The 24,366-nt window shown below is 48.1% G+C and carries 13 protein-coding genes; 4 read left to right on the forward strand and 9 right to left on the reverse strand.

Features of this window, described 5'->3' with window-relative positions:
* Nucleotides 1-13: 13 nt before the first annotated feature.
* The 6 genes from H164_RS0108150 to H164_RS0108180 form a co-directional block, all read right to left on the reverse strand.
* A complete protein-coding gene (locus tag H164_RS0108150) occupies nt 14-1,954 on the reverse strand; it encodes a RagB/SusD family nutrient uptake outer membrane protein (protein ID WP_019968157.1) in 1,941 nt (646 codons plus the stop codon).
* A gap of 19 nt (nt 1,955-1,973) precedes the next feature.
* Entirely contained in the window at nt 1,974-5,120 is a 3,147-nt protein-coding gene (locus H164_RS0108155; protein WP_026356295.1) for a SusC/RagA family TonB-linked outer membrane protein, read from the reverse strand.
* Nucleotides 5,121-5,254: 134 nt separating this feature from the next.
* The gene (xyl3A, locus tag H164_RS0108165) at nt 5,255-7,831 is read right to left on the reverse strand and encodes a xylan 1,4-beta-xylosidase (protein ID WP_019968159.1); all 2,577 of its coding nucleotides are present in this window, start codon (nt 7,829-7,831) and stop codon (nt 5,255-5,257) included.
* 122 nt (nt 7,832-7,953) lie between these two features.
* On the reverse strand, nt 7,954-10,032 hold the full coding sequence (locus tag H164_RS0108170) for a cellulase family glycosylhydrolase (protein WP_019968160.1): 2,079 nt from the start codon (nt 10,030-10,032) through the stop codon (nt 7,954-7,956).
* Nucleotides 10,033-10,179: 147 nt separating this feature from the next.
* Nucleotides 10,180-12,729 carry a glycosyl hydrolase 115 family protein gene (locus H164_RS0108175; protein WP_019968161.1) on the reverse strand — a complete coding sequence of 850 codons (2,550 nt, stop codon included), beginning with the start codon at nt 12,727-12,729 and terminating at the stop codon, nt 10,180-10,182.
* Nucleotides 12,730-12,817: 88 nt separating this feature from the next.
* A complete protein-coding gene (locus tag H164_RS0108180; RefSeq protein WP_019968162.1) occupies nt 12,818-14,761 on the reverse strand; it encodes a sialate O-acetylesterase in 1,944 nt (647 codons plus the stop codon).
* 251 nt (nt 14,762-15,012) lie between these two features.
* Between H164_RS0108180 and H164_RS0108185 the strand changes: the two genes are divergently transcribed.
* Nucleotides 15,013-15,618 (forward strand): hypothetical protein, encoded by a 606-nt coding sequence (locus H164_RS0108185; protein ID WP_019968163.1) that lies wholly within the window; start codon nt 15,013-15,015, stop codon nt 15,616-15,618.
* A 520-nt stretch (nt 15,619-16,138) separates the two neighbouring features.
* Here H164_RS0108185 and H164_RS0108195 read toward each other — a convergent pair.
* The 3 genes from H164_RS0108195 to H164_RS0108205 are packed head-to-tail and all read right to left on the reverse strand — an operon-like array spanning nt 16,139 to nt 19,611.
* A complete protein-coding gene (locus H164_RS0108195; protein ID WP_008564356.1) occupies nt 16,139-16,897 on the reverse strand; it encodes a succinate dehydrogenase/fumarate reductase iron-sulfur subunit in 759 nt (252 codons plus the stop codon).
* Nucleotides 16,898-16,903: 6 nt separating this feature from the next.
* Complete coding sequence (locus H164_RS0108200) at nt 16,904-18,886, reverse strand: fumarate reductase/succinate dehydrogenase flavoprotein subunit (protein WP_019968165.1); 1,983 nt, start codon at nt 18,884-18,886, stop codon at nt 16,904-16,906.
* Nucleotides 18,887-18,924: 38 nt separating this feature from the next.
* Nucleotides 18,925-19,611, reverse strand: a complete 687-nt coding sequence (locus tag H164_RS0108205) for a fumarate reductase (protein ID WP_025830126.1) — start codon at nt 19,609-19,611, stop codon at nt 18,925-18,927.
* Nucleotides 19,612-19,858: 247 nt separating this feature from the next.
* Between H164_RS0108205 and mnmG the strand changes: the two genes are divergently transcribed.
* The 3 genes from mnmG (at nt 19,859) to uvrC (ending at nt 24,351) form a co-directional block, all read left to right on the forward strand.
* The gene (gene mnmG, locus H164_RS0108210) at nt 19,859-21,733 is read left to right on the forward strand and encodes a tRNA uridine-5-carboxymethylaminomethyl(34) synthesis enzyme MnmG (RefSeq protein WP_019968167.1); all 1,875 of its coding nucleotides are present in this window, start codon (nt 19,859-19,861) and stop codon (nt 21,731-21,733) included.
* Between the two features lie 165 nt (nt 21,734-21,898).
* Nucleotides 21,899-22,429, forward strand: coding sequence for an adenine phosphoribosyltransferase (locus H164_RS0108215; RefSeq protein ID WP_019968168.1), 531 nt, complete (start codon nt 21,899-21,901; stop codon nt 22,427-22,429).
* Between the two features lie 74 nt (nt 22,430-22,503).
* On the forward strand, nt 22,504-24,351 hold the full coding sequence (gene uvrC, locus H164_RS0108220; protein ID WP_019968169.1) for an excinuclease ABC subunit UvrC: 1,848 nt from the start codon (nt 22,504-22,506) through the stop codon (nt 24,349-24,351).
* The last annotated feature ends 15 nt before the right edge of the window (nt 24,352-24,366 follow it).

Here is a 24,366-nt window from a genome sequence, read left to right on the forward strand (position 1 = left end):
TAAAACGATGGTGTCACCAACCCGGATTCTGATAGAGTTCGGGATAATAATAGCCCTCTTTGATGGGCAAAGGGAACCAATAATGCTTCGTATCGAAGTCGCGGGTGAGAATCAATTCCTTGCGGTAATTGGCCACACGTGCGTCCTTTGGGTCGTGTGTCTTGTAGAAATCAGAGGCCTCAACACGGTCGAATTCCTGCGAATACTTCTCATTATAGGGAGCTTCCGTAAGGAGTAACCATCGCTGTAAGTCGTTGAATCGGAAGCCTTCAAAGGAGAGTTCGACGGCACGTTCACGGCGGACTTCGTCCATAAACCTGTTTTTGTCGGCCAAGTATGCGCTCCCTACATGGCCAGCCCCTACACGATCGCGCAGTGTATTGATGGCATCGGCGGCCGTCTTATTGAAATTAGAGGCCTTACCCGTGGCACCTCCCACGGCAGCGCAGGCTTCTGCGTACATCAAATAGATGTCGGCGAGTCGCATATAAGGCAGATAACAGTGCAGATTTCCGCCCCAATCATAGGTTCTGTCAACCTCATTGCAAGTGTGGGGCACCAATTTCTGAATGAAATATCCTGTCCGGCTGGCGTTTGCCACAGGGCGCATGCTGCCTCCGGTGAAGAGTTCGCAATACTGTAATCGGGCATATTGGCCGGGCGTTCCATTGAGATACTTGAAACCATCAAAGACAATGTCGTGGTAAAAGCGTGGATCTCGGTCCTTAAATGGGTGGTTTGGATCGAAACCCGAGGCGGGATCGGTGATCGGAAGGCCGTTAGCCATGCCGTACATCTCTACAAGATTGGCCGTAGGTTGATGGATTACGTTGTCGTGGGCAACGACTTTATCGACCTTCGGCCCGAATACTTTGGACGTATTCCAGTTCGATCCGTTATAATCTGCTGAAGGTCCGCGGAAAATAGCCTCGACTGAGCCGGGCATTTTCCAGTTCTGTTTGGTCGTATAGAAGATGTCTGAGAAACAACTTGTGGCACCTGAGGCCCTCTCATGGTTGTAAATGTCCTTATATTTGAACTGGGCCAGCGCGTAAGGTGCCTGCCCCGACTCCGTCAGGTTCAGCAATTCACCGAAGGCTTCGGCCGCTTTCGCGGCATAAGCTTGGTCATAGTCGTAGGTTTTCCCGTTCTTCGAGGCCCCCAATTGCGCCCCGTTCTTCATCAAAGGGCTTGCCGCCCACAAGTAAGTCTTACCCAGATAGCCAAGGGCCATGACCTTATTGATGCGCAAATCGTTCTTTCCTTGCGTCGCAGCCCCTGCACTCGTGTGGTCCCAATTGACGGGAAGCAGGTCGGCAGCTCGGCGGAAATCGGCCGCAGCCTTGTCGGCACAAGCTTGGTAAGAAAGCCTCGGAAGGTTGAGTTCTGCATTGGCATCCAAGTAAACGTCAACGTAAGGGAGGCCTCCGAAGTACTGCATGAGCTCCGTATGCCACCAAGCACGGAAGAAATAAAGCTGACCTGCGATCATATCTTTCTCTTCTTTGGAAGCCGCAACCAGCTTGTCGAGCTTCTTCAGGCCAAGGTTTGCCTTTCTAATACAGTACCATGCGTGTGGCCAAAGCGAGTGTTCAAACTTGTTGGTTGAGGTGGGATTGCTCCCTGTCTTATAGAGCCAGTTACCCGTAGTCTCCCATGCACGGAAGTTACCAAGGTCAACTTGATGCGTCATTCGGTTGTCGGCCTCGGGATTAAAGACCTCATCATCGCCCCAATTCCACGACGGACACCAGTTACATTTCTCTTTATCGGGGATACAATTGTAGATTTCTTCCACGAAACCCTGGAAATTGCGGAAGTTGACAAAGGCATCGTCGGGCGAAACGGTTGAGTCGGGCTCCTTATCCAAGTAGTCTTCGCAAGAAACCAACGCCGTGTTGAGTGCAAACAAGGCGCATATCAACATCAAAATGGTTTTTATGTTCGTTTTCATTTGTCTGTTTTGTTTAATACTACAATGAGAATTTAACGCCGACATTGAAGCGTCTGACGGTAGGATAGGCGCCGAGATTGCCTCCGCCCCCGAGGTTTGCCTCGCGATCGTCAGGCATTCGCGTCCAAAGCCAAAGGTTATTACCGTTCAAATAGAGCTTGAGATAGTTGATACCCAAGTGCTTTATCCAGCCATTGGTCCATGTATAAGCCACTTCAACGTTCTTCAAACGAACATAAGAGCCGTCATAAAGGAACTGTGTTCCATTGCTATAGCTCGACTCATTGGCTCCCCATCGCGGCACAATGACGTCGGCATCGGGCGAATCCTTGCTCCACCAAGTGCCAGTGTCATAGACATTGTTCAGCTTATTGCCGAAACTGGTCAGCGTAACGTCGCGGGTGACGTCGGTAACACCATAGAACTGTGCCATGGCCGACAGTCCTTTCCACTCAAAACCTATCGTTGCGTTGTAGGTGTTCATTGGAGAAGCACTGTAACCCACAGGCGCCGCGTCCTTATTGTCAATGATTCCGTCGCCGTTGAAGTCGGCAATGTAGTAGTCACCCACGAGCCTATGGTTGTCATTCGACTCATGTGCGGGCGAACCGATAAGGTCGTCGATGTTGTTAATGAAGCCTCTATCGAGGTAAGAGCGGTACTGTCCCATGGCAAACCCGGCGTCTTTCTGATAGGCCGGCCGCAAAATTGGGTCGTCTTTGAGCAGCACCTTGTTCTTGGCATGGGTCATATTGAAGTTTCCCCACAGGCGCAAGCCGTTTGTCCACTTCTTGTTGAGCCTTATCTCAAGCTCATAACCCGTCGTTCGCACCTTGCCCTTGTTGATAGTCGGAGCCGTGGTTCCGAAATAATCTGGCACAGAACGGCCGCTACCAAAAATGAGAATGTCGTTACGACGGTCGCAGAAGAAGTCTATGGAGCCTGCAATCAGACCGCCCAAGAAGCCATAATCCAAGCCAAAGTTGGTCTTTCGAACGGTTTCCCACCTCACTTTCTCGTTGCCAAGTGCGCTCTGTCGATACCAAGTATAGATGCTTTCGGTGTGGTCAAGGTCCATTGTTGTATGCCCACCATAGGCCCATTGGCTCATATAAAGCCACCGTCGCGAAGAATCGAATGGATCTCCGATGTTATCGTCGCCGATTTCGCCGTACGAAGCACGCAACTTCAGTAAGTCAATGAGGCCTTTTTCGCGGAGCCGTTCCATGAACTTCTCTTCCGTAACCGTCCAACCGAGAGCCCCGGAGCTGAAGAATGCGAAGCGATTGTCCTTACCGAACTTCTCAGAACCGTTGTATGCGCCGTTATACTCGATGAAATAACGACCCGCATAGTTGTAGGTGGCACGGAAAGCCCAGTCTTCTCGGTAGGTTGGCATCACGCTTCCACGCGCATTCTCCTGACGCGAGAACAGTCCCATGGCCGAAATGTCGTGCAATCTGAACCTTCTTGCCCAGTTTAATTGCAGCTGATAGTAGAGATTACGCACAGTTGCGTTGTTATCTACAGTGCCTCCTTCGGTCGACCAGTTGACTCCTTGCTGCCAATCAAACTTATTATTGCCTTCAAGTTCCTTGCCGATGGTTACCTTTCCGGTCTCCGGATCGATGTATTTTGTGGGAGACGTGTTGTAAAGATCGTTGATGCCGCGACCTGTCTCCACGAAGATATTGTCCCAAGAAACCGTTCCTCGGGCATTCAGACCCTTGGTAATGAAGTCCAATTTCTGCTCAAGTGTGAAGTCAGTGTTGATGCGTGTCGTCGTCATTTGGCGTACACCGCCGATGGAAAGGCTTTGCGCGGAGTTCGAAACGTTAGAGGCATTGGGGTAAAAGCCCCAAGACCCGTCGGCATACTTGGGCAGGAACACGTCTGGCGCAATGTTATAGGCACCCGCCCACTGCTGTCCTATCTGCCATTCACTGTCCACGGAGTTGCTCCATGGCGACTTCTTTACGCCATTGGAGCCCGAAATGTTGGCCCGAAGCGTTGTGGTATTCGTGATTTGAAAGTCAAGATTGCTGCGAACATTGATGCGGTTGTAACCGTAACCCGCCTTATAGTTGCGTCCGTTGTCGTATTCTCGGAACAAATCTCCCTCATGTACGAAGTCGGCTGACGCAAAATACTTCACAAACTTGGTGCCCCCACTGATGTTCACATTCGTATTGTAAGACATCGTGGACTTTTTGAACAGCGCGTCCTGCCAATCTACGTTCGCATAACGCTCACGTTGTTCCAAGGTTGATTGATTTCGGTAATTATCGATAAAGGATTGCGGACGAACATACGACCATGACTCGGGAGAAACACCCAGTTCGTGCTCCACGGCCCGGTTGCGAAGCATCAAAGCATCGTATGAATCGTATTTGTTCGGTAGCTTCGAGGGGGCTTTCAACGTAGCATTGAAGCCCACATCTATCTTTGCTTTGCCCTCCGTGCCACGCTTTGTCGTGATAAGAATAACGCCGTTGGCTCCCTTTACACCGTAAACGGCCGTCGCAGATGCATCTTTCAACACAGAGATATTGGCCACCGAAGCGATGTCGACACTGCTCATTGGGCGTTCGATACCGTCAACCAGCACCAAAGGGTCGCTACCGTTCCATGTGCTGGAGCCGCGAATGATGATCTGGGGCTCCTCTTCTCCGGGCATACCGTTGCCTTGTATGGTGACAACGCCGGGAAGATTGCCCGTCAAAGCGGCTCCGATGTCGCTCACACCTGCCGCACGTTCCAACACAGCCCCCGTTGTTTGAGTGATAGAACCCACGACACTGGCCTTCTTCTGCTGGCCGTAGCCCACGATAACGGTCTCTTGAAGGGTGTGATCGTCGTCTTTCAGGACGATTTTTGCCGCATGTCCCTCGACAACGACAACCTCCTTGGTGACCATTCCCACGTAAGAAACAACGAGTGTGACCTTTTTAGCCGGCGTCTTCAGTTCGAAATTACCGTCAAAATCGGTGACAGCGGCAACAGAAGGCTTTCCTTTCATGACGACAGTGGCCCCGATCAACGGCTCACCTCCGGCGTCTAAGATCGTTCCGCGAATGGTGTTTTGCGCCAAAGCCGCCACAATCGACGCGAACAGCATGGCCACGATCAGCGAAAAGCGTTGAAAAAGTCTGTGTACTTGTCTCATTTTTTAATTATTAGGTTAGAATTAGATTTCACATTTGCAAAGATATTCAATACCTTTTTAACAGCATACATGGTATTGTAACATTCATTTTGCGCCATGTAACAAAGTGAATGTTATGCAAGGGTTTAGGGTCACTACATTCTTATTTCGACGCGTTTGTCACCATATAGCAAATCGTAATTTCCTTCCTTGAAATGCACGGTATTTGTGTTTTCGTCAAAGAACTCAAACGACTTACGTGTCAATACAAGCTCTGCTACGGCCTTATGTCCGGCTTTCACAAAGACACGACTGAAGCCGCGCAGTGATTTTATCGGCCCGTTCGGGTCCTGATGGTTCTTGATATACAGTAAAACGGTCTCTGTTCCGTCCTTACTGCCAACGTTTTCTACGGGAATACGCACCACGATGGAATCAGCCTTTTTGATGATTTCAGCCGTTCCCATATTGAACGTTGTATAGCTAAGGCCATGACCAAAAGCAAAGAGCGGGTCGGAGAAATAACGATAAGTGCGCCCTTTCATGCTGTAATTCTCGTAATCGGGCAGCTGATTACTGTTCTTATAGAAGGTGACGGGCAGTTTTCCCGAAGGATTATAATCGCCGAAGAGCACATCGGCAACGGCCGTTCCGCCCTCTTGCCCAGCATACCATGCCTGTACAATGGCGTCGCAGGCTGTGGTTTCCGGCTCCAGAGCAATAGCCGACCCCGAACAGTTCACATAGACAAGCTGCTTGCCTGCAGCGTGAAGGGCCTTGATGAAATCCCGCTGAACACGTGGAAGTTCGATGTCTGTTCGGTCTCCTCCCTTGAACCCCGGTATGTCCACAGGCATTTCTTCGCCTTCCAAAGCAGGTGAGATACCACCTACAAAGACCACTTTTTCAATGCCCTTCAATGCCCGAATGACTTCCTGGTAGTCAATAGGTCGCTCGGTTCCGATATTGATTCGAATGTTTGCACCCCATGTATTCACATAGGTAAAGCGCACTTCTATGCGATAGTCTTTGCCGGCCTCAAGCCGAATAGGTGTACGAGTCGGTGTTGTTCGCCATGTGTGTTGGTGCTGCATCTGCTTGCCATTGACCCATACTTCAAAGTCGCCACACCCTTCTACTTTCAAAACGGCCTCGCCATCACGCTTTGATCGCAGCACGGTTTCATATTTGGCCGAGAAGCCTTCTACTTTTACACCGGGCGCAAAGCTGTGCATACCGGCTGTCGTTGCAGCCACTTCACCATGATAATATTGTGTCGTAACAGGTTTCCCGGTCATCGTTGTATTGTTCCAAAAGGTACCACGTAGCCCGCGTTTGCCGGCTATCATGCATGCTTCAAACAACGGATCGACCACCATTGTGTCGGTAAGATCGCAGCCTTTGATGTATTTCACGTTCTTATGCTTGGCCCGTATACCGTCAAGGATGGTCACCGTACGGTTGGGGGTACCGTTGTAATTGCCCCACATCATCGGCACATTATCGGCATTCGGGCCGATCACAGCGATGCGTTCGTTGTTTTTCTTCAGTGGAAGCATGTTTCGCTTGTTCTGCAACAGCACGATAGATTGGCGTGCCATATCGAGCGAAAGTTGGCGGTGAGCCTTGCTATCCATTACAGAACAAGGGATTTTCGACCATGGAACAAGCGCCGGGTCGTCCATTTCGCCAAGGTCGAAACGTCCTTCAAGCAGACGAAGCACATGTTTGTCGACCTCCTTCTCGCTGATCAGGCCGCGCTGCACAGCTTCGGGAATACACTTATAGGTGTAGTTGAAACCGCATTCCACGTCGGTTCCGGCCGGCGCGGCCTTGGCTGTGGCATGAACAGCATCACTTGAGGTCTTGTGGTTCTGCCAAATGTCACTCACGGCACCGCAATCGCTCACTACCAAGTACTGAAAGCCCCACTCGTCGCGCAGAATTTGCTGCAGCAGTCGGCTGTTTCCGCAACAAGGTTCGTCATCGAGCGCCTGATAAGCACACATCACCTCGCGCACCTTGGCTTCCTCAACGAGCGTTTTGAATGCGGAAAGATAGGTTTCCCACAGATCACGCGGCGACACATTGTTCAGATTGGCCGTGTGACGCGTATATTCGGGCCCGCTGTGCACGGCATAATGCTTTGCACAAGCCCACAGTTTGCGATACTTACTGTCTTCAGGTCCTTGCAAACCACGCACAACCGCCGTTCCCATAACAGCCGTCAGATAGGGATCTTCACCGTAGGTTTCCTGTCCACGTCCCCATCGTGGGTCGCGAAAAATATTCACATTGGGTGTCCAAACCGACAGACTATGGAACTTTTCATCCTCGCCTCCGTTCCTTATTCGATGATGATACTGAGCCCGCATCTCATCACTTGCTGCGCTAAACACCTTATATAACAGTGCATCATTGAACGAAGCCGCCATCGCAATGGGCTCGGGAAACACGGTCACGTTGCCCATGTTGGCCGCACCATGCAAGGCTTCGCTCCACCAAAAGAATTTCTTGATGCCCAACCGCGGTATGGCCGGCGACTCATCAAGCATCAACAGGGCTTTTTCTTCAAGGGTTAAGCGACTCAACAAATCCTGTGCGCGTGTCAAGGCGCTAAGGTTTGGATTCTGATACGGATACGCCATGCCGGTTAGCGACGGCTGCGCCAATGCCGATGATGCCGTCATCACGGTCACGAACGACAAAAGAATGGTCTTGATTTTGTTCATGGTTGCTATGAAAATAATGATTGAATACGAAAAGTTGAATTTTCCTTCGTGTCGCCATCACCCTTTGTCGCACCTTGTTTGCATAATCGAACGAACGAAAGGGAAGGCAACTGCACCCTGATTTACCTCACCACCACTTTCTTCCCGCCTGCAATATAGATGCCGGGAGGAAGCCCCGCAGTGGCAATCTCGGTGGAAACGTGCGAACGCACACGTATTCCATAAAGGTTATAAACGTCGGTGAAGTCGGGATTTGGATTGACAATGGGGGTGATAGCCGTGGGCATATCGTCGGCATTATCGGTCAGATAGAGGTTGTTTACGTCTATTTCTCCTGCTCCGTTGCCCCATAAGCTCACGATATAAATAGGTGTGTGGCCAAGCACCTTGCCCTGTTTGGTCTTTTCCTTGGTCAGGTCTACAACGATAGTCGTCTTATTTTCCAACGCAATCTCATAGTTGTCTCCCCAAATACTTTGTTGAGGGAACAGCATCAATTTGGCGCCGCAGGTCTGCGGTTTGTCGAGTTTCAACACCAGATAATGCTTCGAAAGCCCGATGCCGCCATCGAACTGCCACCCCATCTGCCCCCATTTGCCGGGCTGGAAGACTCGTTTGGTCTCGTCATACGTGCCATGATCGAAAATATCCGTCCTTATGGCCGAGGCTTCAAACGAGAACATCTGCACCCGAACGGTTATCTTTCGCGATAACGTCTCACCGGTTTCGGTCGTATAAACGGCCGTGATTTGTGCGGTTCCATCGCTTTTTGCATGGATTACCCCATCCGTTATCCCCACGACATCGGGTGCCGAAACGGTATATTGAATGGCTTTCGGCAATACTTCCACGCTTCTTCCGCCGGGGAAGAAAAGCGTAAGTGGTGCATGATAGGAATCGCCCGGCATGAGCAAGGTGTCTTTCAATGCCCAGCATATACTGTCGATTCGGCGTTCGGCAGCACTGAACACATAGTCGTCGGGATAGGGTTTTGCGGTGGTGTTGTAGGCTTTATACCACCCCATGCAAGCCGCACCGCAGGCTTCTTTCAGTTCGCCAAAGGCTGCAACCACACGTCCTTTGCCAACCAATTCATCAATATCGAGATAGCAACCCGTGCCCGAAAGCGTCATGGATATGTTGCCATAATGGTCGATCATGCGCTTATAGGCAACGCCCCATTTGCTTGTTGAGGCCGTAGCCCACGTGCCGTAATTGGCCTTCACCCATTTTCCATGCTCGTCATAATGGCCTTCTCCCGCCTTTTCGGGGCTCCAATCCACCTCTGTAATCATGACAGGTCGGGGCTCGACAACGGGCACAAGACCTTTAAACCGGCGTATACCTTCTTCGGCATTTGGCCGTTCGTCGCTCATACCATACCAGCGGGGATAGTCGTGAACGGCATAGCCAAAGTTGTCATCCGTGATGGGATGGCGGGCATAACCCACGTAATTGCCCTGCCAACTGCTGCCGGGAATCCAAAGAATACCCTTAAATCCGTTGCCGCGAATCTTGTCAACGATGGGTTGAAAGAAGTCGCGCAGCGCATGATCCGACGCATTTCCCGTCGCATCCTTAACGACTACGGGCTCATTGGCCAGCTCTAATGAAATCTGACCGGCATATTGCTGAACGACAGCTTCACGCGAAACGATGTCCCAAACCGTCGTTAGATATTGCTGATAAGCATCGCCTACACGGATTTCATGAGGGCAGACGCCCGGCGGACGCACCACGACATAGAGCCCATGCGCCATGGCTTTCTGCATCAAGGGGATATAAAGCGATTGCAAATAGCGCCGGAGTCGGTCGGCACTGAACTGCGAAATGTTCTCTTCGCCCTTTTTTCCGACAAGCGGTTTGGCCGGATCATTGGTCCAACAAGGGTCGAGATGCAGGCGGAACACATTGCAATAAGCGCCCTGCGAAGCATCGGTCAGGCCCCGAAAGAGCTTTTCAAAATAGTTCAGACAGGCCGGAACGCTGCTGTCATCAATATTCCAACCCCATCTTCCGCCATTGAAATAGGGATGAGGTGTATCCATCACGCCATGAAGCAACACTTTGTTGCCATGTCTGTCGACCATGTTTCGGCCCTCAACATGGAGCGAAGGCAGCGGTCGAGGCATTTGTGCAACCGATGGAAAAGCGGTGAAACCGATAAAAACCACCGCCATCAGAAATCTACGATGCGTCATAAACCATTGGTATTTCATCAAAGTTATCATTGAAAAGAAAGCCCGAAACGATACAAACCGGCTCCCTGACGGCGCTCATACGACTTGAACCGGATGCTGCGCCCCATGGATTTTGTGCGTTCTCGCATTCTGTTCCGTCAAGCATTTTCAGCGTCTGTGGTCACTTTCTTCCATGAAGAGATAGGAAGTCTGATAGCCTCCGTAGTCTACGATCACCTTTTCAAACACGATGGCTGGATCTGACGGCTCAAGCGTCAGCGTGTGCCAATCGGCCTTTTTGACGGGAAGTGTCACGACATGTTCGATAACCCGACGGGCAACCGTGGGATAATAGATGCTGTAGATATTCTCCGGCTTCTCGTTCAGGCGGGCATTGAACCGCACGTTTTCGCCCATTTCATCGTCTAATTTCACGGTATACGTGAGGCTGCCTTTGTTCAGATAGTCCAAAGTAGACTTCACAACGACGTGTATCTTCACGCTGTCGGTGGTGCAATCAGGCATCGAGAAACGATAAGAAAGCCGTGCACCGGCAACGCTTTCCGTGTAAGGCGTGAGCGTAATTCCACTGCAAGTGCGCCCCATAAAGGGAATGATTGTCCATTTGGCCCGTGCTGCATCGGTGGCAGTATGATAGTGTTCGGCCTCCATCGAAACGACACCTTGCCGGCCGACAAAGCTGAAACCACCGGCCGAAGTGTCGCTGATGCGGTAGAGTTTCGGCTGCATGTCGTGGGCGAAATCATCGTTCCAACTCGTGTAACCGATATGTTTCTGCGTCATCATTCCGTTCCATTTGCCGCCCGAAATATCCCGATTGTAAGCCCGGCAAAGCATGGAATCACGCTTGAAAGCAGCCTCGCAACGGTCGGCCCAAAGGTTTGCGTCGGGGTCGTTACGTGCATAAAGCCGATGATTCATGGCTTGTGCATAGTACATGTTATAGAGGTTTCCCATCGCTTGCAGCGGAAACAAAATCAATTGTTGATAGGCATCTCGCTGCTCGGGAGGCAAAGTGATGAACTGACGCAGGGCTTCCATCTCCAATTGTTCGTACTGACCGACGACCGTTTTCCACTCACCCGTGGCCAGATTATAAGTGTCTTTATCGAGCATTTCGGCCGTGATGCGCCCGTTATATTTGTTCAACAGGTTCAGAATGCGGGCCGCTTCAGGGGCCTGACTGTCGCCGAATTGCTCTGCACAAAAGCGCAAAGTGTGGTCGGTAATGGCCGAAATGGCAAATTCATTTGGGTTCCATGCCATGTCCATGAATAGTGAAATGGGATACTCCATAGGCTTCAAGTCGCCCACATTCAATATCCAAATGCGGTCCAATCCGTACTGATAAGCGAGCTGAAGTTGCTCAAACATGTGCTGTGTCGGGGTCACATTGAGCCACTTGGTATTGCGGGGTGCACCCACATAATCAACGTGATAATAGAGTCCCCAGCCTCCTTTGTGCTTGCGTTCCCGTTCATTTGGCACCCTGCGCACGTTGCCCCAATTGTCGTCACACAGCATGATGGTGACGTCATCCGGCACGCGCATGCCCTTATCATAATACTCCAATACCTCTTTATATAAGGCCCACACCTGCGGTGTTTCACCGGCCGGACGCCCCGAAACCTCCCTGATGATGCGGCGTTGATTACTGACGATGCGTTCAAGAAGCCTTGTATCGGCCGCTGCACTCATCGCTTCGTCGCCGTCACCCCGCATGCCTATCGTCACGATATCCTCTTTTCCCTTGCGCCGGATGCCTTCGCGGAAAAACTGATCCAGCACGTTTTGATTCGTTTGGTAATTCCATGCACCGTATTCTTTGCGTTTTCTAGCCCATTCCTGATGGTTGCGTGCCATCGGTTCATGGTGCGATGTACCGATGATAATGCCCATTTCATCGGCCGTTTTGCTGTTTTCCGGGTCGTCGGCATAGAATGCCCAACCCCACATGGCAGGCCAAAGCATGTTGCCTTTCAACCGCAGCAGGAGCTCAAACACGCGTGCATAGAAGCGATGATCGCCATAGTCGGTGCCGTAAGTATGCTTCACCCACGAGGTCAGACAGGGCGCTTCGTCATTTAAAAAGAGGCCGCGATAGCGCACGGCAGGCTCTCCGTCCGTATAAATCCCGGCCGAAATATATATTTTATCATGCCTTTCTATGGGCACATCTGCCCAATCATACCACGGAGAAACACCCATTTGTTGCGACAATTCATAGATACCATAGATCGTTCCACGACGGTCGCTACCGGCTATGATCAGTTGTTTTCCGATGCGTTGCAGTATAAATTTCTCCCGTTTTCCACGCAATAAAGCCCCATTCAGTCGCTTTTCTTTGATGAGTTTATCGATGGCTTTGGAGTGTCCGATGGAGCCGATGACGATGCGGGCAGCCGCTGCTTCGGTGAAAACAACCTGTGCTCCACACACCTTTTTCAGGTCTTCTGCGAGGTTATATGCCGCCAAAGAAATGCCTTTTTGATCGGTTTCATCGACAAAAATGCCCACTTTCCCGCCTTCGTTCAACAGGAAGTCACCATTTAAAAAGCTGACAAAGCGGTCGGCAGCAGCAAGCGGAAGCGCTGAAAAAAGAAGGCACAGGCAGCCAAGACAAGCCAGAAGTCCGGCCCGATGCTCCCGAAAAAGAGGGAGAACTGGCCTGAAATATTGTTGTTTAAGTTGCTTCATATGTTTTTATTTAATAGCCATTGCTATTCAAAACGCCTCATGCTGCAGATTTTTCTGCAAATATTTACGATGAAATCGGTTTTTTTCCCTATTTAAATAGCTTGCCTGCAAATGCTTTCAAGCACCTTCTCCATGTCAACCATTCGTGGCCGGTACCCTTGGAAACATAGCTGTCGACCTTTATTCCGGCCGCCCCCAAGTCGTCAATCAGTTTGGCCGTACCCATGTTTTCATCTGTTCCGCAGCCCAAGAAAAGGCAGTGCAGCTTGCTGTCCACCTCATTCGGCCGTGAAAAAATGCCATTATAGGTCTTGTTGACGTCCAATCCGAAGATGGCGCCGCTGAAACTGCCGGCATAAGCGAACTTGTCAAGGTTGGTGAAAACCACATCAAAGGTCTGATGTCCACCCCACGAAAGTCCTGCCATGGCTCGATGTTCGCGGTCGGATTGGGTGCGGAACGTGTTATCTATCATGGGAATGAGGTCGGAAAGCAGCACTTTATAGAACGATGCGCCGTAAGTACTGTGTTCCACATCCCTGCTTCCGCCGCGGAAAGGCGCTTTCAGGTCGCCACTTTCCATGACAACAATCATCGGAACGGCTTCTCCTTTTGCGATCATGTTGTCCATGATGTTTTGCATCAGCCCTTGACGACTCCAACCTGTCTCATCTTCACCCATTCCATGCTGCAGATAAAGAACAGGATAACGCTTTTTGCCTTTTTCATAGTCGGCCGGCGTGTAAACCATCGCCCTTCGCCACGCTTGAGTGGACGTAGCAAAATATTGCACCGACCGAACTTGCCCCTTGGCAACGCCTTGTTGCGGACGATAATAGTCGCCTTCACGGCCTTCGGGAACCTCTATTCCACTCGACTGGCGGCAACATCCGAAGAAAGTTTCACTTGCCGGATCGGTCACTTGCACGCCATCTACCCAGAAGAAATAGTAATGGAAGCCCACGACAAGCGGTTCGGTAACCCCTGTCCAGACACCCTTTTCATCGCGTTGCAGGTCATATTTCTTGCCGCAGATGTCCACTTTCACGCTTTTTGCCGATGGGGCATTCAGCCGAAAATAGCCACGTCGTGCCGTATCCAGCTTCGGAAAGTCGTTTCCCGGCACGGCCGTAGCAGCCACAACGGCATCTTTCGGGATGTCGACAGCCTTATATATCGGATAACCCAAGAGCGAAAGCATCTTCGAAGCATAGCGTCTGCCCAGTTCCCGATAGCCTTCGGCATCGAAATGCAAGTCATCGGGGCCGCTGGTGCAGCCTTCGGAAGAGATGACATGGGCCGTATGAATGGTCTGGGGCAGCGCATCAATGATGGGATTCATGGCAATACACTTGCCCCGACCATCGGCTCTGACCACTTCTCCGGCCAACAATGGCACGTCTTCCGCCTTGAGTTGCAGGTCGGCAATGAGCTGATGATAGACGAAAGCCACCTTTCCGGGCCACGTTTTATCGCCTGTGTTCGACTCTCCCTGATGCAAAAGAATCCCTTTAATGACGCCAACTTGCTGTGCTTTACGTGCAAGTTCGATCAACCTGTCGTATGGATTGTCGCCATAAGCCTTGAGCATGCCCTTCATCCATTGCGGTGCACGGGTTCGAACATAGTTGGCAACGGAGTCGCGCATGAATGTTTCGATATGACATCCGCCGATTGCTACGTTGATAACGCCTATTCGGATATTTTTTGGCAGATGTTCCACCATCGTCCGGCCGAAATAGTCTATCGGAGTCAGTCCCGTGTTTTCCCGACAAAGCGGTGGAACGGCCGTATACCACTGACCCATTTTCCTACCCAACCGATTGTTGTCCACTGCCGCCATCATTTGAAAGCGACTGTCGATGCCCACAAGGTCTTGCGGCTCGATTTTTGCCGCGCCTTCCATGTTGGATTGTCCGAAACAAAGGAAGATGTAGAAGTCGGGGTCGGCTGCCGCACGTGCGGTCAAAGCGGTGATTGACAACAAAACGCAAACCAACATGCGCCGTAAAGAGAATGCTTTTCTTTTCATATTAGGATGATTATTAAACCTTCATTTTGCAAAAATAGATTTTATTTTCCAATCTGTCAAGCCCTGATGTAGCACATTCTTTTTTGTTTGTAACATCATCGGGGGAAAGAGAATGAACGAAAGTTGCGTGCAGGATGCGCCCGATGATGCAAGAAGAAAGCGAGCCTTCTGCCACAAAACAAACCATACGACCGATTTGGATTTGTCAGAAAGAAGACTTATCTTTGTTACATCACTAAACCGTCATGCCTATGAAACGACAAAAAACTGCCATTTTTGCCCTTTTTATCGGTCTTTTTTCCATTCTATTGTGGGTGACTTGTAAGGCTGACACGCAAGAAACCCAGCAAAAGAGCTTGTTGGACAGCTTGGAACGCGTGGACACCACGCACATGAAGCCTGCTTTTCTGAAACTCATTCATCAAGCTGTAGGTTTCTTTCCCAAGCAAAAGGCATTCATATTGAGTTGTTCTTACTTGTATGAAGACCGGGGAACGCTGACAAACGGCGTGAGCATTAACAACGATGTGTTCTATTTTCACCCCGCTTATCGCGAGGCTTTCGAGGGTGGAGAATGGTCGATTGATGACATATATCCTAATCATTACTTCCTGATTGATGGCAAAATCGTCTTCGTTTGCTTGCGTATGGACGCCTGCAATCAACAAGAATACTACAAGAAAGTCTATCAACAGCTTGTTCCCAACACTGGTGTTCTCGAAGAGAAAAACGTGGTTCGCATCATGGTTGAGCACAAACAAGACCAAGCCCACTTTGCTTTCGACCTCTTCAAACTCAATATCAAGCCGTTACGTAAGCTTATTCGCCCCATAAAATTCGTTGCGCCGGAGCCATAGACAGCCAAGGAACACGTGAAACCCATTGTTTCAGTTGACAGTTGATGCGTAAACGGGTGAATAATTTGATTGTTATTCGGCATGTAGGGACGCACGGTTCGTGCGTCCGCTCAAACGAAGTGAGTGAACAAATGGACGAATAAACGGGTTAACAAGTGGACAGTAATCGGGCTATAAACAGGCCGTGTTGAACGAACACACGAACCGTGCGTCCCTACATATGCATAAACAGATTGTGATGCCAGCTTCGTTGATAATCAACAACTTATGTCTTACGTTTCAATATCAGCCACTTTACCGTACAATATGGGCCATTTTACCGCACAATATGGCTGATATTACACGATGAAATGGCTGATATTGGAAAGCAGAATGGGAGCCCCTGAAATGCAAGATGGAAACACGGGAGCGGAGAAAGCATTCAAACGGTTGGAAAAAAGAAAGAGGATGGCCGGAAAAATGGCACATCCTCTTTTATCATAAGCCCGCAGACGCTTCGGAAAGCGAGGCGAAACGAGGCCTAATCGTTGAACTTTGCCTTGATGAACTCGCGGTTCAAGCGAGCGATGTTGGCTATCCTTTCGTTCTTAGGACAAACAGCTTCGCAGGCACGCGTATTGGTACAGTTGCCGAACCCCAGCTCGTCCATTCTGGCTACCATTGACTTTGCACGCCTTGCAGCCTCGGGTTTGCCTTGAGGAAGGAGGGCCAACTGGCTTACTTTGGAGCTTACAAAGAGCATAGCTGAGCCGTTTTTGCAGGCAGCAACACAGGCTGCGCAGCCGATACACGTGGCGCAATCCATGGCTTCGTCAGCATTTTCCTTGGCAATAAGAATGGCATTGGCATCTTGAGCCTGCCCCGTTCGAATGGAAGTGTAGCCTCCGGCCTGAATGATCTTGTCGAAAGCAGACCGGTCAACCATGCAGTCTTTGATGACAGGGAAGCCTGCCGAGCGCCAAGGTTCTACGGTAATGACATCGCCATCATTGAAACGACGCATGTAGAGCTGGCAGGTTGTGGCGCCACGCTCAGTCTTTCCGTGCGGAGTTCCGTTGATGTAAAGCGAGCACATACCGCAAATGCCCTCGCGACAGTCGTGGTCGAAGACGAAAGGTTCTTGTCCTTCGGCGATAAGTTCTTCGTTCAAGATGTCGAGCATCTCAAGGAATGAGGTGTCATCCGGGATATTCTTCATCTCGCGTGTATCGAAATGTCCCTGTTCCTTAGGACCGTTCTGTTTCCAATACTTGATTGTGAATGATATGTTCTTTGCCATAATCGTTTAATTCTTATAGTTACGTGTTTGTACCTTAATTGCCTCATACTCGAGAGGCTCCTTGATGAGCTCCGGAGCCTTGGTGTCATCACCTTGATATTCCCAACAACCGACATAGAAGAAGTGTTCGTCGTCGCGCTTAGCCTCTCCTTCTTCGGTCTGATGCTCCTCACGGAAGTGTCCGCCGCAGCTTTCTTCACGATGCAGTGCATCGTAGGCAACAAGCTCACCCATAAGAATAAAGTCGCGAAGATGGATAGCCTTGTCAAGCTCGATATTGAGTCCTTCTTTCTTACCGGGTATAAAAAGGTTGGTATTGAACTCTTCACGAAGTGCTTTCAATAGCTTTAATCCTTCTTCAAGTCCCTCCTTAGTGCGTCCCATGCCTACGTGTTCCCACATGATATGCCCAAGTTCTTTGTGAATAGAATCAACAGAACGCTTGCCTTGAATGCTCATCAAACGTTCGATTTCAGCACGAACGGCTTTCTCTGCCTCATCAAACTCGGGACGATCCGTTGGAATTTTGCCCCAAAGTGCCTGATCGGCGAGATAGTTCTGAATGGTGTAAGGCAGAACGAAGTAGCCGTCGGCCAATCCTTGCATCAAAGCTGATGCACCTAAACGGTTGGCTCCGTGGTCAGAGAAGTTGCACTCGCCGATGGAGAACAGGCCCGGAACGGTGGTCATCAACTCATAATCGACCCAAATACCACCCATCGTATAGTGAATGGCAGGGAAGATCATCATTGGGTTATAGTATTTCACGCCATTGATTTCGTTGGCAAGTTCGCCCGGATTAACGTCGGTGATTTCCTCATACATATCGAAGAGGTTGCCATAACGCTGGAGAATAACATCAATACCAAGCCGGTTGATAGACTCAGAGAAATCGAGGAACACGGCCAAACCGGTGTTATTGACACCGAAACCATGGTCGCAACGCTCCTTAGCTGCACGAGAAGCCACATCACGGGGAACGAGATTACCAAATGCAGGATAGCGACGTTCCAAGTAATAGTCGCGATCTTCCTCAGGTATATCCGAGCCTTTCTTCGTGCCGGCCTGCAAAGCTTTCGCATCTTCAAGTTTCTTTGGAACCCAAATACGCCCATCATTACGCAGCGACTCTGACATCAAGGTCAGCTTGGACTGCTTATCGCCATGCACAGGAATGCAGGTCGGGTGGATTTGGACATAAGATGGATTGGCCATATAGGCTCCCTTGCGATAGCATTGGATAGCCGCCGTACAGTTACAGCCCATGGCATTGGTCGAAAGGAAATAGGCATTACCGTAACCGCCTGTAGCAATGACCACAGCATTGGCCGTAAAGCGTTCGAGTTCGCCCGTAACAAGGTTCTTAGCTATGATACCACGCGCGTGACCATCAACGATAACGACATCTTCCATTTCGTAACGGGCGAAGAGTTTCACCTTTCCTGCTTGAATCTGTGCACTCAATGAAGAGTAAGCACCCAGCAGCAATTGTTGGCCTGTCTGCCCTTTGGCATAGAAAGTACGGCTTACTTGTGCTCCACCGAACGAACGGTTGGCCAGCATACCACCGTATTCACGCGCGAAAGGTACGCCTTGTGCAACGCATTGGTCGATGATGTCGTTTGAAACCTCGGCCAAACGATATACGTTAGCCTCGCGTGCACGATAGTCTCCGCCTTTAACTGTATCATAGAATAGGCGATAAATCGAGTCGCCGTCATTCTGATAGTTCTTGGCGGCATTGATACCGCCCTGCGCAGCGATAGAGTGTGCGCGACGAGGAGAGTCTTGTATGCAGAAGTTCAACACGTTGAAGCCCATCTCACCAAGAGAAGCTGCAGCACTTGCACCGGCAAGTCCCGTTCCAACAACGATAACATCCAACTTCAATTTATTCTTTGGATTAACCAACCGCTGATGAGCTTTATAGTTAGTCCATTTCTCTGCTACCGGTCCTTCGGGTATTCTGGAATTTAATGTCTTAGTCATGATTGTTCCGAATTAATTTTTTCATAATTAGATTGCTATTATGCAGCACAACATAAGCTTGGTGCACGACCAAAAGCAAATGCAAGAACTACAACAAGAAAAGCGAGCATCAACAATGTTACATAAACAATTCCGATGATCTTCCAACGCTCAAACCACACCTTACCATTGATACCAATGGTCTGCATGGCACTCCAAAAACCGTGAGAGAGATGGAACCACAGTGCTACAATCCAAATAATGTAAAGAACGACATAGAGTTTGTTCTTGAAAGTTTCCACTATCAGACCAAAACCATCGGTAGGTTCAAGTGCAGTGTGCATACCAACAAGCTCTGCAAACATCATGTTGTACCAAAAATTGAAAAGATGAAGTGCAAGCCCTAATAAAACAATGATGCCAAGAACAAGCATGTTCTGACTGGCCCACTCTACTTTATCCGGTCTTTCAGTGACAGCATAACGCTCTGCGCCACGAGCACGCCGGTTCTGTGCCGTTAACAAGAATGCATAAACAATGTGACAAACCGCCAGTGCACCCAAGCCAGCCGTAGCCACAACAGCATACCAATTGGCGCCCAGTAATTTGCAGATCATGTTGTAAGCCTCTCCGGAGAAAAGCGCAACAATGTTCATGCAACAGTGGAATGTCATGAATAGAATCAGTGCTATTCCGGTCACGGACATCACTACTTTTCTACCAATAGATGAATTGATTAACCACATAAATGATTGATTTTTAATTATTTAACTACTTAAAATATAATCGGATTATTTTATAATCTTGAGCGCACAAATAGAAAAATCATCTTCCTTAATACCTTATATTAGGTAGGACATACCTTTATGAAGGGTAAATTATCCCCTAAAATACAGTGCAAAAATACTATATTTTAGTGATAATTCAAAGCGATTTCATAAAAAATCCAATTTAATTTCTTACTTTTGCGAAAAATATACATACAGAATTCACATGCTTTTTAATTATGATGTAATTGTTATCGGGGGCGGTCATGCCGGATGTGAAGCTGCGACAGCTTCTGCGAAAATGGGAGCTCATACATGTTTGATAACAATGGACATGAATAAGATAGGTCAAATGAGCTGTAATCCGGCAATAGGTGGGATTGCAAAGGGCCAAATCGTTAGAGAGATAGATGCTTTAGGCGGTCAAATGGGAATAATAACAGACAGAACAGCAATTCAATTCCGAATGCTGAACATCGGAAAAGGCCCTGCCGTATGGAGTCCACGAGCACAATGTGATAGAGAAAAGTATATTTGGGAATGGCGTTCCACACTTGATTGTACCGAAAATCTCGACATTTGGCAAGACCAAGCTAACGAACTTATTGTTAAAAACAACGAAGCTATAGGCATAAAAACCATCTGGGGTGCCGAATTCCACGCAAAAAGCATCGTTATTACCGCAGGAACGTTTCTTAACGGACTGATGCATATAGGAAAGAAAATGATTGAAGGCGGGCGCTGTGCAGAACCTGCGGTCCATCACTTCACAGAAAGCATTACACGTTGGGGCATTCGGGCCGCCCGAATGAAGACAGGGACCCCGGTAAGAATTGATAAACGAAGTGTACATTTTGAAGATATGGAAGAACAACAAGGGGATTCCGACTTCCATCAGTTCAGCTATATGACGAGTGAACAGAGAAAACTCCGCCAATTACCCTGTTGGACAACCTATACTAATAGTAATGTACACGATGTTTTACAGAAAGGACTCCTATATTCTCCCCTTTTCAACGGACAAATTCAAAGCACGGGTCCACGTTATTGTCCATCAATCGAAACAAAACTGATAACATTCCCTGAGAAAGAACAACATCCTTTGTTCCTTGAACCGGAAGGAGAAAACACCAATGAAATGTATTTGAACGGCTTTTCATCGAGTATGCCGATGGAAATTCAATTAAATGCTATTCATCAGATACCAGCATTGCGCGAAGCCAAAATATATCGTCCCGGCTATGCCATTGAATATGATTACTTCGACCCCACACAATTAAAACATTCGTTGGAATCTAAGGTTCTAAACGGATTGTTTTTTGCTGGCCAAGTAAATGGAACCACTGGATATGAAGAGGCTGGCGGCCAAGGAATCGCTGCCGGTATCAATGCAGCTATACATTGTAGCGGTGGGAAACCCTTCATTATGCAAAGAGATCAAAGCTATATTGGGGTTCTTATTGACGATTTAACCACCAAAGGTGTAGACGAGCCCTATCGAATGTTTACCTCTCGGGCGGAATACCGTATTCTTTTGCGTCAGGACGATGCAGATACACGTCTCACAGAAATGGCATATAACATAGGAATAGCCAAACGTGACCGTTATGATTGGTGGCTACAAAAGGAAGAGACCATTAAGCGTTTGATTTGTTTTTGTATGGAATATCCTATCAAACCAAAAGAAATCAATCCCAGATTAGAAGCATTAGGAACAACACCTCTCCGTGCCGGGTGTAAACTTTCGGACCTAATCGCACGTCCTCAGCTATCACTTCAAAATCTATCTGACAGTATTCCTGCACTTAAAAGAGCTATGAATCTACCAGAAAACAGAAAAGAAGAAATTGCAGAAGCAGCAGAGATTCGGATAAAATACAAAGGATATATCGAACGAGAAAAAGCTATCGCCGACAAGATGCACAGATTAGAGAACATCAAAATCAAGGGACGTTTCAGATACAAAGAGCTACATGAGATTTCAACAGAGGGAAGACAGAAACTTGAAAAGATTAATCCAGAGACATTAGCACAAGCAAGCAGAATTCCCGGAGTATCTCCAAGTGACATTAATGTACTCTTAATACTATTAGGACGCTAAACATTTTCAACAAGAATAAAAGTAAGATTGATATGCAATAATTGCGTTTCACGTGAAACCGAACAACAAATAAAACTCTGATATAATGAAAATTAGACATTCACAAAATGCTTAAAGCAGCAGAACTAACAGAAGACAAAACAAAAAAAATAATAAAAATAGAACATGAACAATCAATTATTATTAGACCATCTGCGTTGCATTCCGGATTGGCCAATTAAAGGTGTCAACTTTAGAGACGTTACCACCTTATTTAAAAGCCCGGAAGCCTTAAACGAAATCACTAACGAGATGTTTGAACTTTATAAAGACAAAAAGATAACAAAAATCGTTGGGATAGAAAGCCGAGGCTTTGTCATGTCCTCAGCTGTTGCAGTTAAATTAGGTGCAGGCATTGTATTGTGTAGAAAACCCGGTAAGTTACCTTGTGAAACCGTTCAAGAAAGTTATGCTAAAGAGTACGGAATAGACACTATCGAAATTCATAAAGATGCCATAAGTGAGAAAGACACCATTCTTCTCCACGACGATTTACTTGCAACAGGAGGCACGATGAAGGCCGCATGTAACCTTGTTAAGAAGTTCCACCCAAAGAAAATCTATTGCAATTTCATTATAGAACTTTCTTCAGAATTCCCGAATAGCCGAGAGCTCTTTGACAAAGATGTAGAAATAACATCATTGTTGAAGTTCTAGGAAGCACAAATCACTCCCGTTTCACGTGAAACAAGATTTTAATCTTCCCTTTTATATAAAGGAAATGCACAGGTATGACATACGAAGAAAACGAAAAAAGGCTGGCCTATTTGAAGAACATCGTACTCAATATGCCTGACAAACCGGGCAGTTATCAGTTTTATGATGAGGAACACATTATTATATATGTGGGCAAGGCCAAGCGACTTAAACAGCGAGTCTCTTCTTACTTCCATAAAGAAGTGGACCGATTTAAGACAAAAGTGCTGGTATCTAAAATCCGAGACATCAGCTATACGGTCGTCAATACAGAGGAAGATGCACTCCTACTTGAGAACAGTTTGATCAAAAAATACAATCCACGGTACAACGTTTTACTTAAGGATGGAAAGACATATCCAAGTATTTGCATCACCAACGAATACTTTCCGCGGATATTTAAGACCCGAACTATCAACAAAAATTATGGAACTTACTATGGCCCCTTCCCACATATCGGAAGCATGAATGCCATTCTTGACATCATCAAACAGCTTTACAAGCCACGTACCTGCCACCAACCTATTACAAAAGAAGGCATACAACAAGGTAAATACAAGCCGTGTTTAGAATACCATATCCACAATTGTGATGCTCCATGTATCAGCAAACAGAGTTATGAAGACTATCAGGAGAACATGAATCAAGCTCGCGAAATCCTCAAAGGAAACACACGTGAGGTCGGAAAACGACTTTATGAGCTAATGATAAAGAATGCCGAATGCCTGAAATTTGAGGTTGCACAAGATCTAAAAAGAAAGATATCACTACTCAATGACTTTGTTTCTAAGAGCGAAGTCGTCAGTCACACGATTGACGATGTGGACGTATTCACCATCGTAGATGACGACAATAGGCGGAATGCCTACATTAATTATATACACGTTCGCAAGGGAACCATCAACCAAAGCTTCACATTCGAGTATAAAAGAAAGCTGGAAGAGAGTGACGAAGAACTCTTGATTACGGCCATACCCGATATAAGAGAGCGCTTCAACAGCCGTGCCAAAGAAATCATTGTACCGTTTGATATGGAGTGGAGAATGAAAGATGCAGACTTCATTATCCCTAAGAAAGGTGACAAAAAACACCTTCTTGAACTCTCAGAAATGAACGGGAAGCAATACAAGTTCGACCGTTTGAAACAGGCAGAGAAGCTCAATCCCGAGCAAAGACAGACCCGATTGATGAAGGAACTGCAAAACAAACTTAAACTTCCCAAGCTACCTTATCACATAGAATGCTTCGACAACAGCAACATTTCGGGCACAGATGCCGTGGCAGGCTGCATTGTTTACAAGAAAATGAAGCCCTCTCGCAAGGACTATCGCAAGTATAATATCAAGACAGTTACGGGACCTGATGACTATGCCTCCATGCAAGAAGTCGTCCGTCGCCGCTATAGTCGCATGTTAAAAGAGCAGCAACCCCTGCCCGACCTCATCATTACCGACGGAGGAAAAGGACAAATGGACGTCGTCAGAGCTGTTATTGAAGGCGAACTCCACCTTGATATCCCCATTGCCGGACTCGCTAAAGACAATCGCCACCGCACGAACGAACTGCTTTACGGCCAACCTCCGCAGACCATCGGACTCGATATAAAGAGCGAACTCTTTAAGGTGCTCACCCAAATACAAGACGAAGTGCACCGCTACGCCATCACTTTCCATCGCAACAAACGCTCAAAACACGCACTACATAGCGAACTTGACGACATCAAAGGACTCGGTCCGAAAGGCAAAGAGGCTTTGTTAAAGCAACTAAAGAGCGTAAAACAGATACAAGCAGCTGATAATCAAAGCATTATATCTATATTAGGAAAGGTCAAAGGCAGCCTCGTTTATCAACATTTTCACCCGGAAACAGCCGAAACAAAATAATTTTTAGTATATTTG

It is taken from the genome of Segatella maculosa DSM 19339 = JCM 15638 (assembly GCF_000382385.1).
GTDB lineage: Bacteria > Bacteroidota > Bacteroidia > Bacteroidales > Bacteroidaceae > Prevotella > Prevotella maculosa.

Coding starts and splice junctions, on each gene's coding strand:
- H164_RS0108170 (WP_019968160.1), bottom strand. CDS start 10,032: ATGACGCATCGTAGATTTCTGATGGCGGTGGTTTTTATCGGTTTCACC.
- H164_RS0108175 (WP_019968161.1), bottom strand. CDS start 12,729: ATGAAGCAACTTAAACAACAATATTTCAGGCCAGTTCTCCCTCTTTTT.
- H164_RS0108200 (WP_019968165.1), bottom strand. CDS start 18,886: ATGACTAAGACATTAAATTCCAGAATACCCGAAGGACCGGTAGCAGAG.
- H164_RS0108150 (WP_019968157.1), bottom strand. CDS start 1,954: ATGAAAACGAACATAAAAACCATTTTGATGTTGATATGCGCCTTGTTT.
- mnmG (WP_019968167.1), top strand. CDS start 19,859: ATGCTTTTTAATTATGATGTAATTGTTATCGGGGGCGGTCATGCCGGA.
- H164_RS0108215 (WP_019968168.1), top strand. CDS start 21,899: ATGAACAATCAATTATTATTAGACCATCTGCGTTGCATTCCGGATTGG.
- uvrC (WP_019968169.1), top strand. CDS start 22,504: ATGACATACGAAGAAAACGAAAAAAGGCTGGCCTATTTGAAGAACATC.
- H164_RS0108205 (WP_025830126.1), bottom strand. CDS start 19,611: ATGTGGTTAATCAATTCATCTATTGGTAGAAAAGTAGTGATGTCCGTG.
- H164_RS0108155 (WP_026356295.1), bottom strand. CDS start 5,120: ATGAGACAAGTACACAGACTTTTTCAACGCTTTTCGCTGATCGTGGCC.
- H164_RS0108195 (WP_008564356.1), bottom strand. CDS start 16,897: ATGGCAAAGAACATATCATTCACAATCAAGTATTGGAAACAGAACGGT.
- xyl3A (WP_019968159.1), bottom strand. CDS start 7,831: ATGAACAAAATCAAGACCATTCTTTTGTCGTTCGTGACCGTGATGACG.
- H164_RS0108180 (WP_019968162.1), bottom strand. CDS start 14,761: ATGAAAAGAAAAGCATTCTCTTTACGGCGCATGTTGGTTTGCGTTTTG.
- H164_RS0108185 (WP_019968163.1), top strand. CDS start 15,013: ATGAAACGACAAAAAACTGCCATTTTTGCCCTTTTTATCGGTCTTTTT.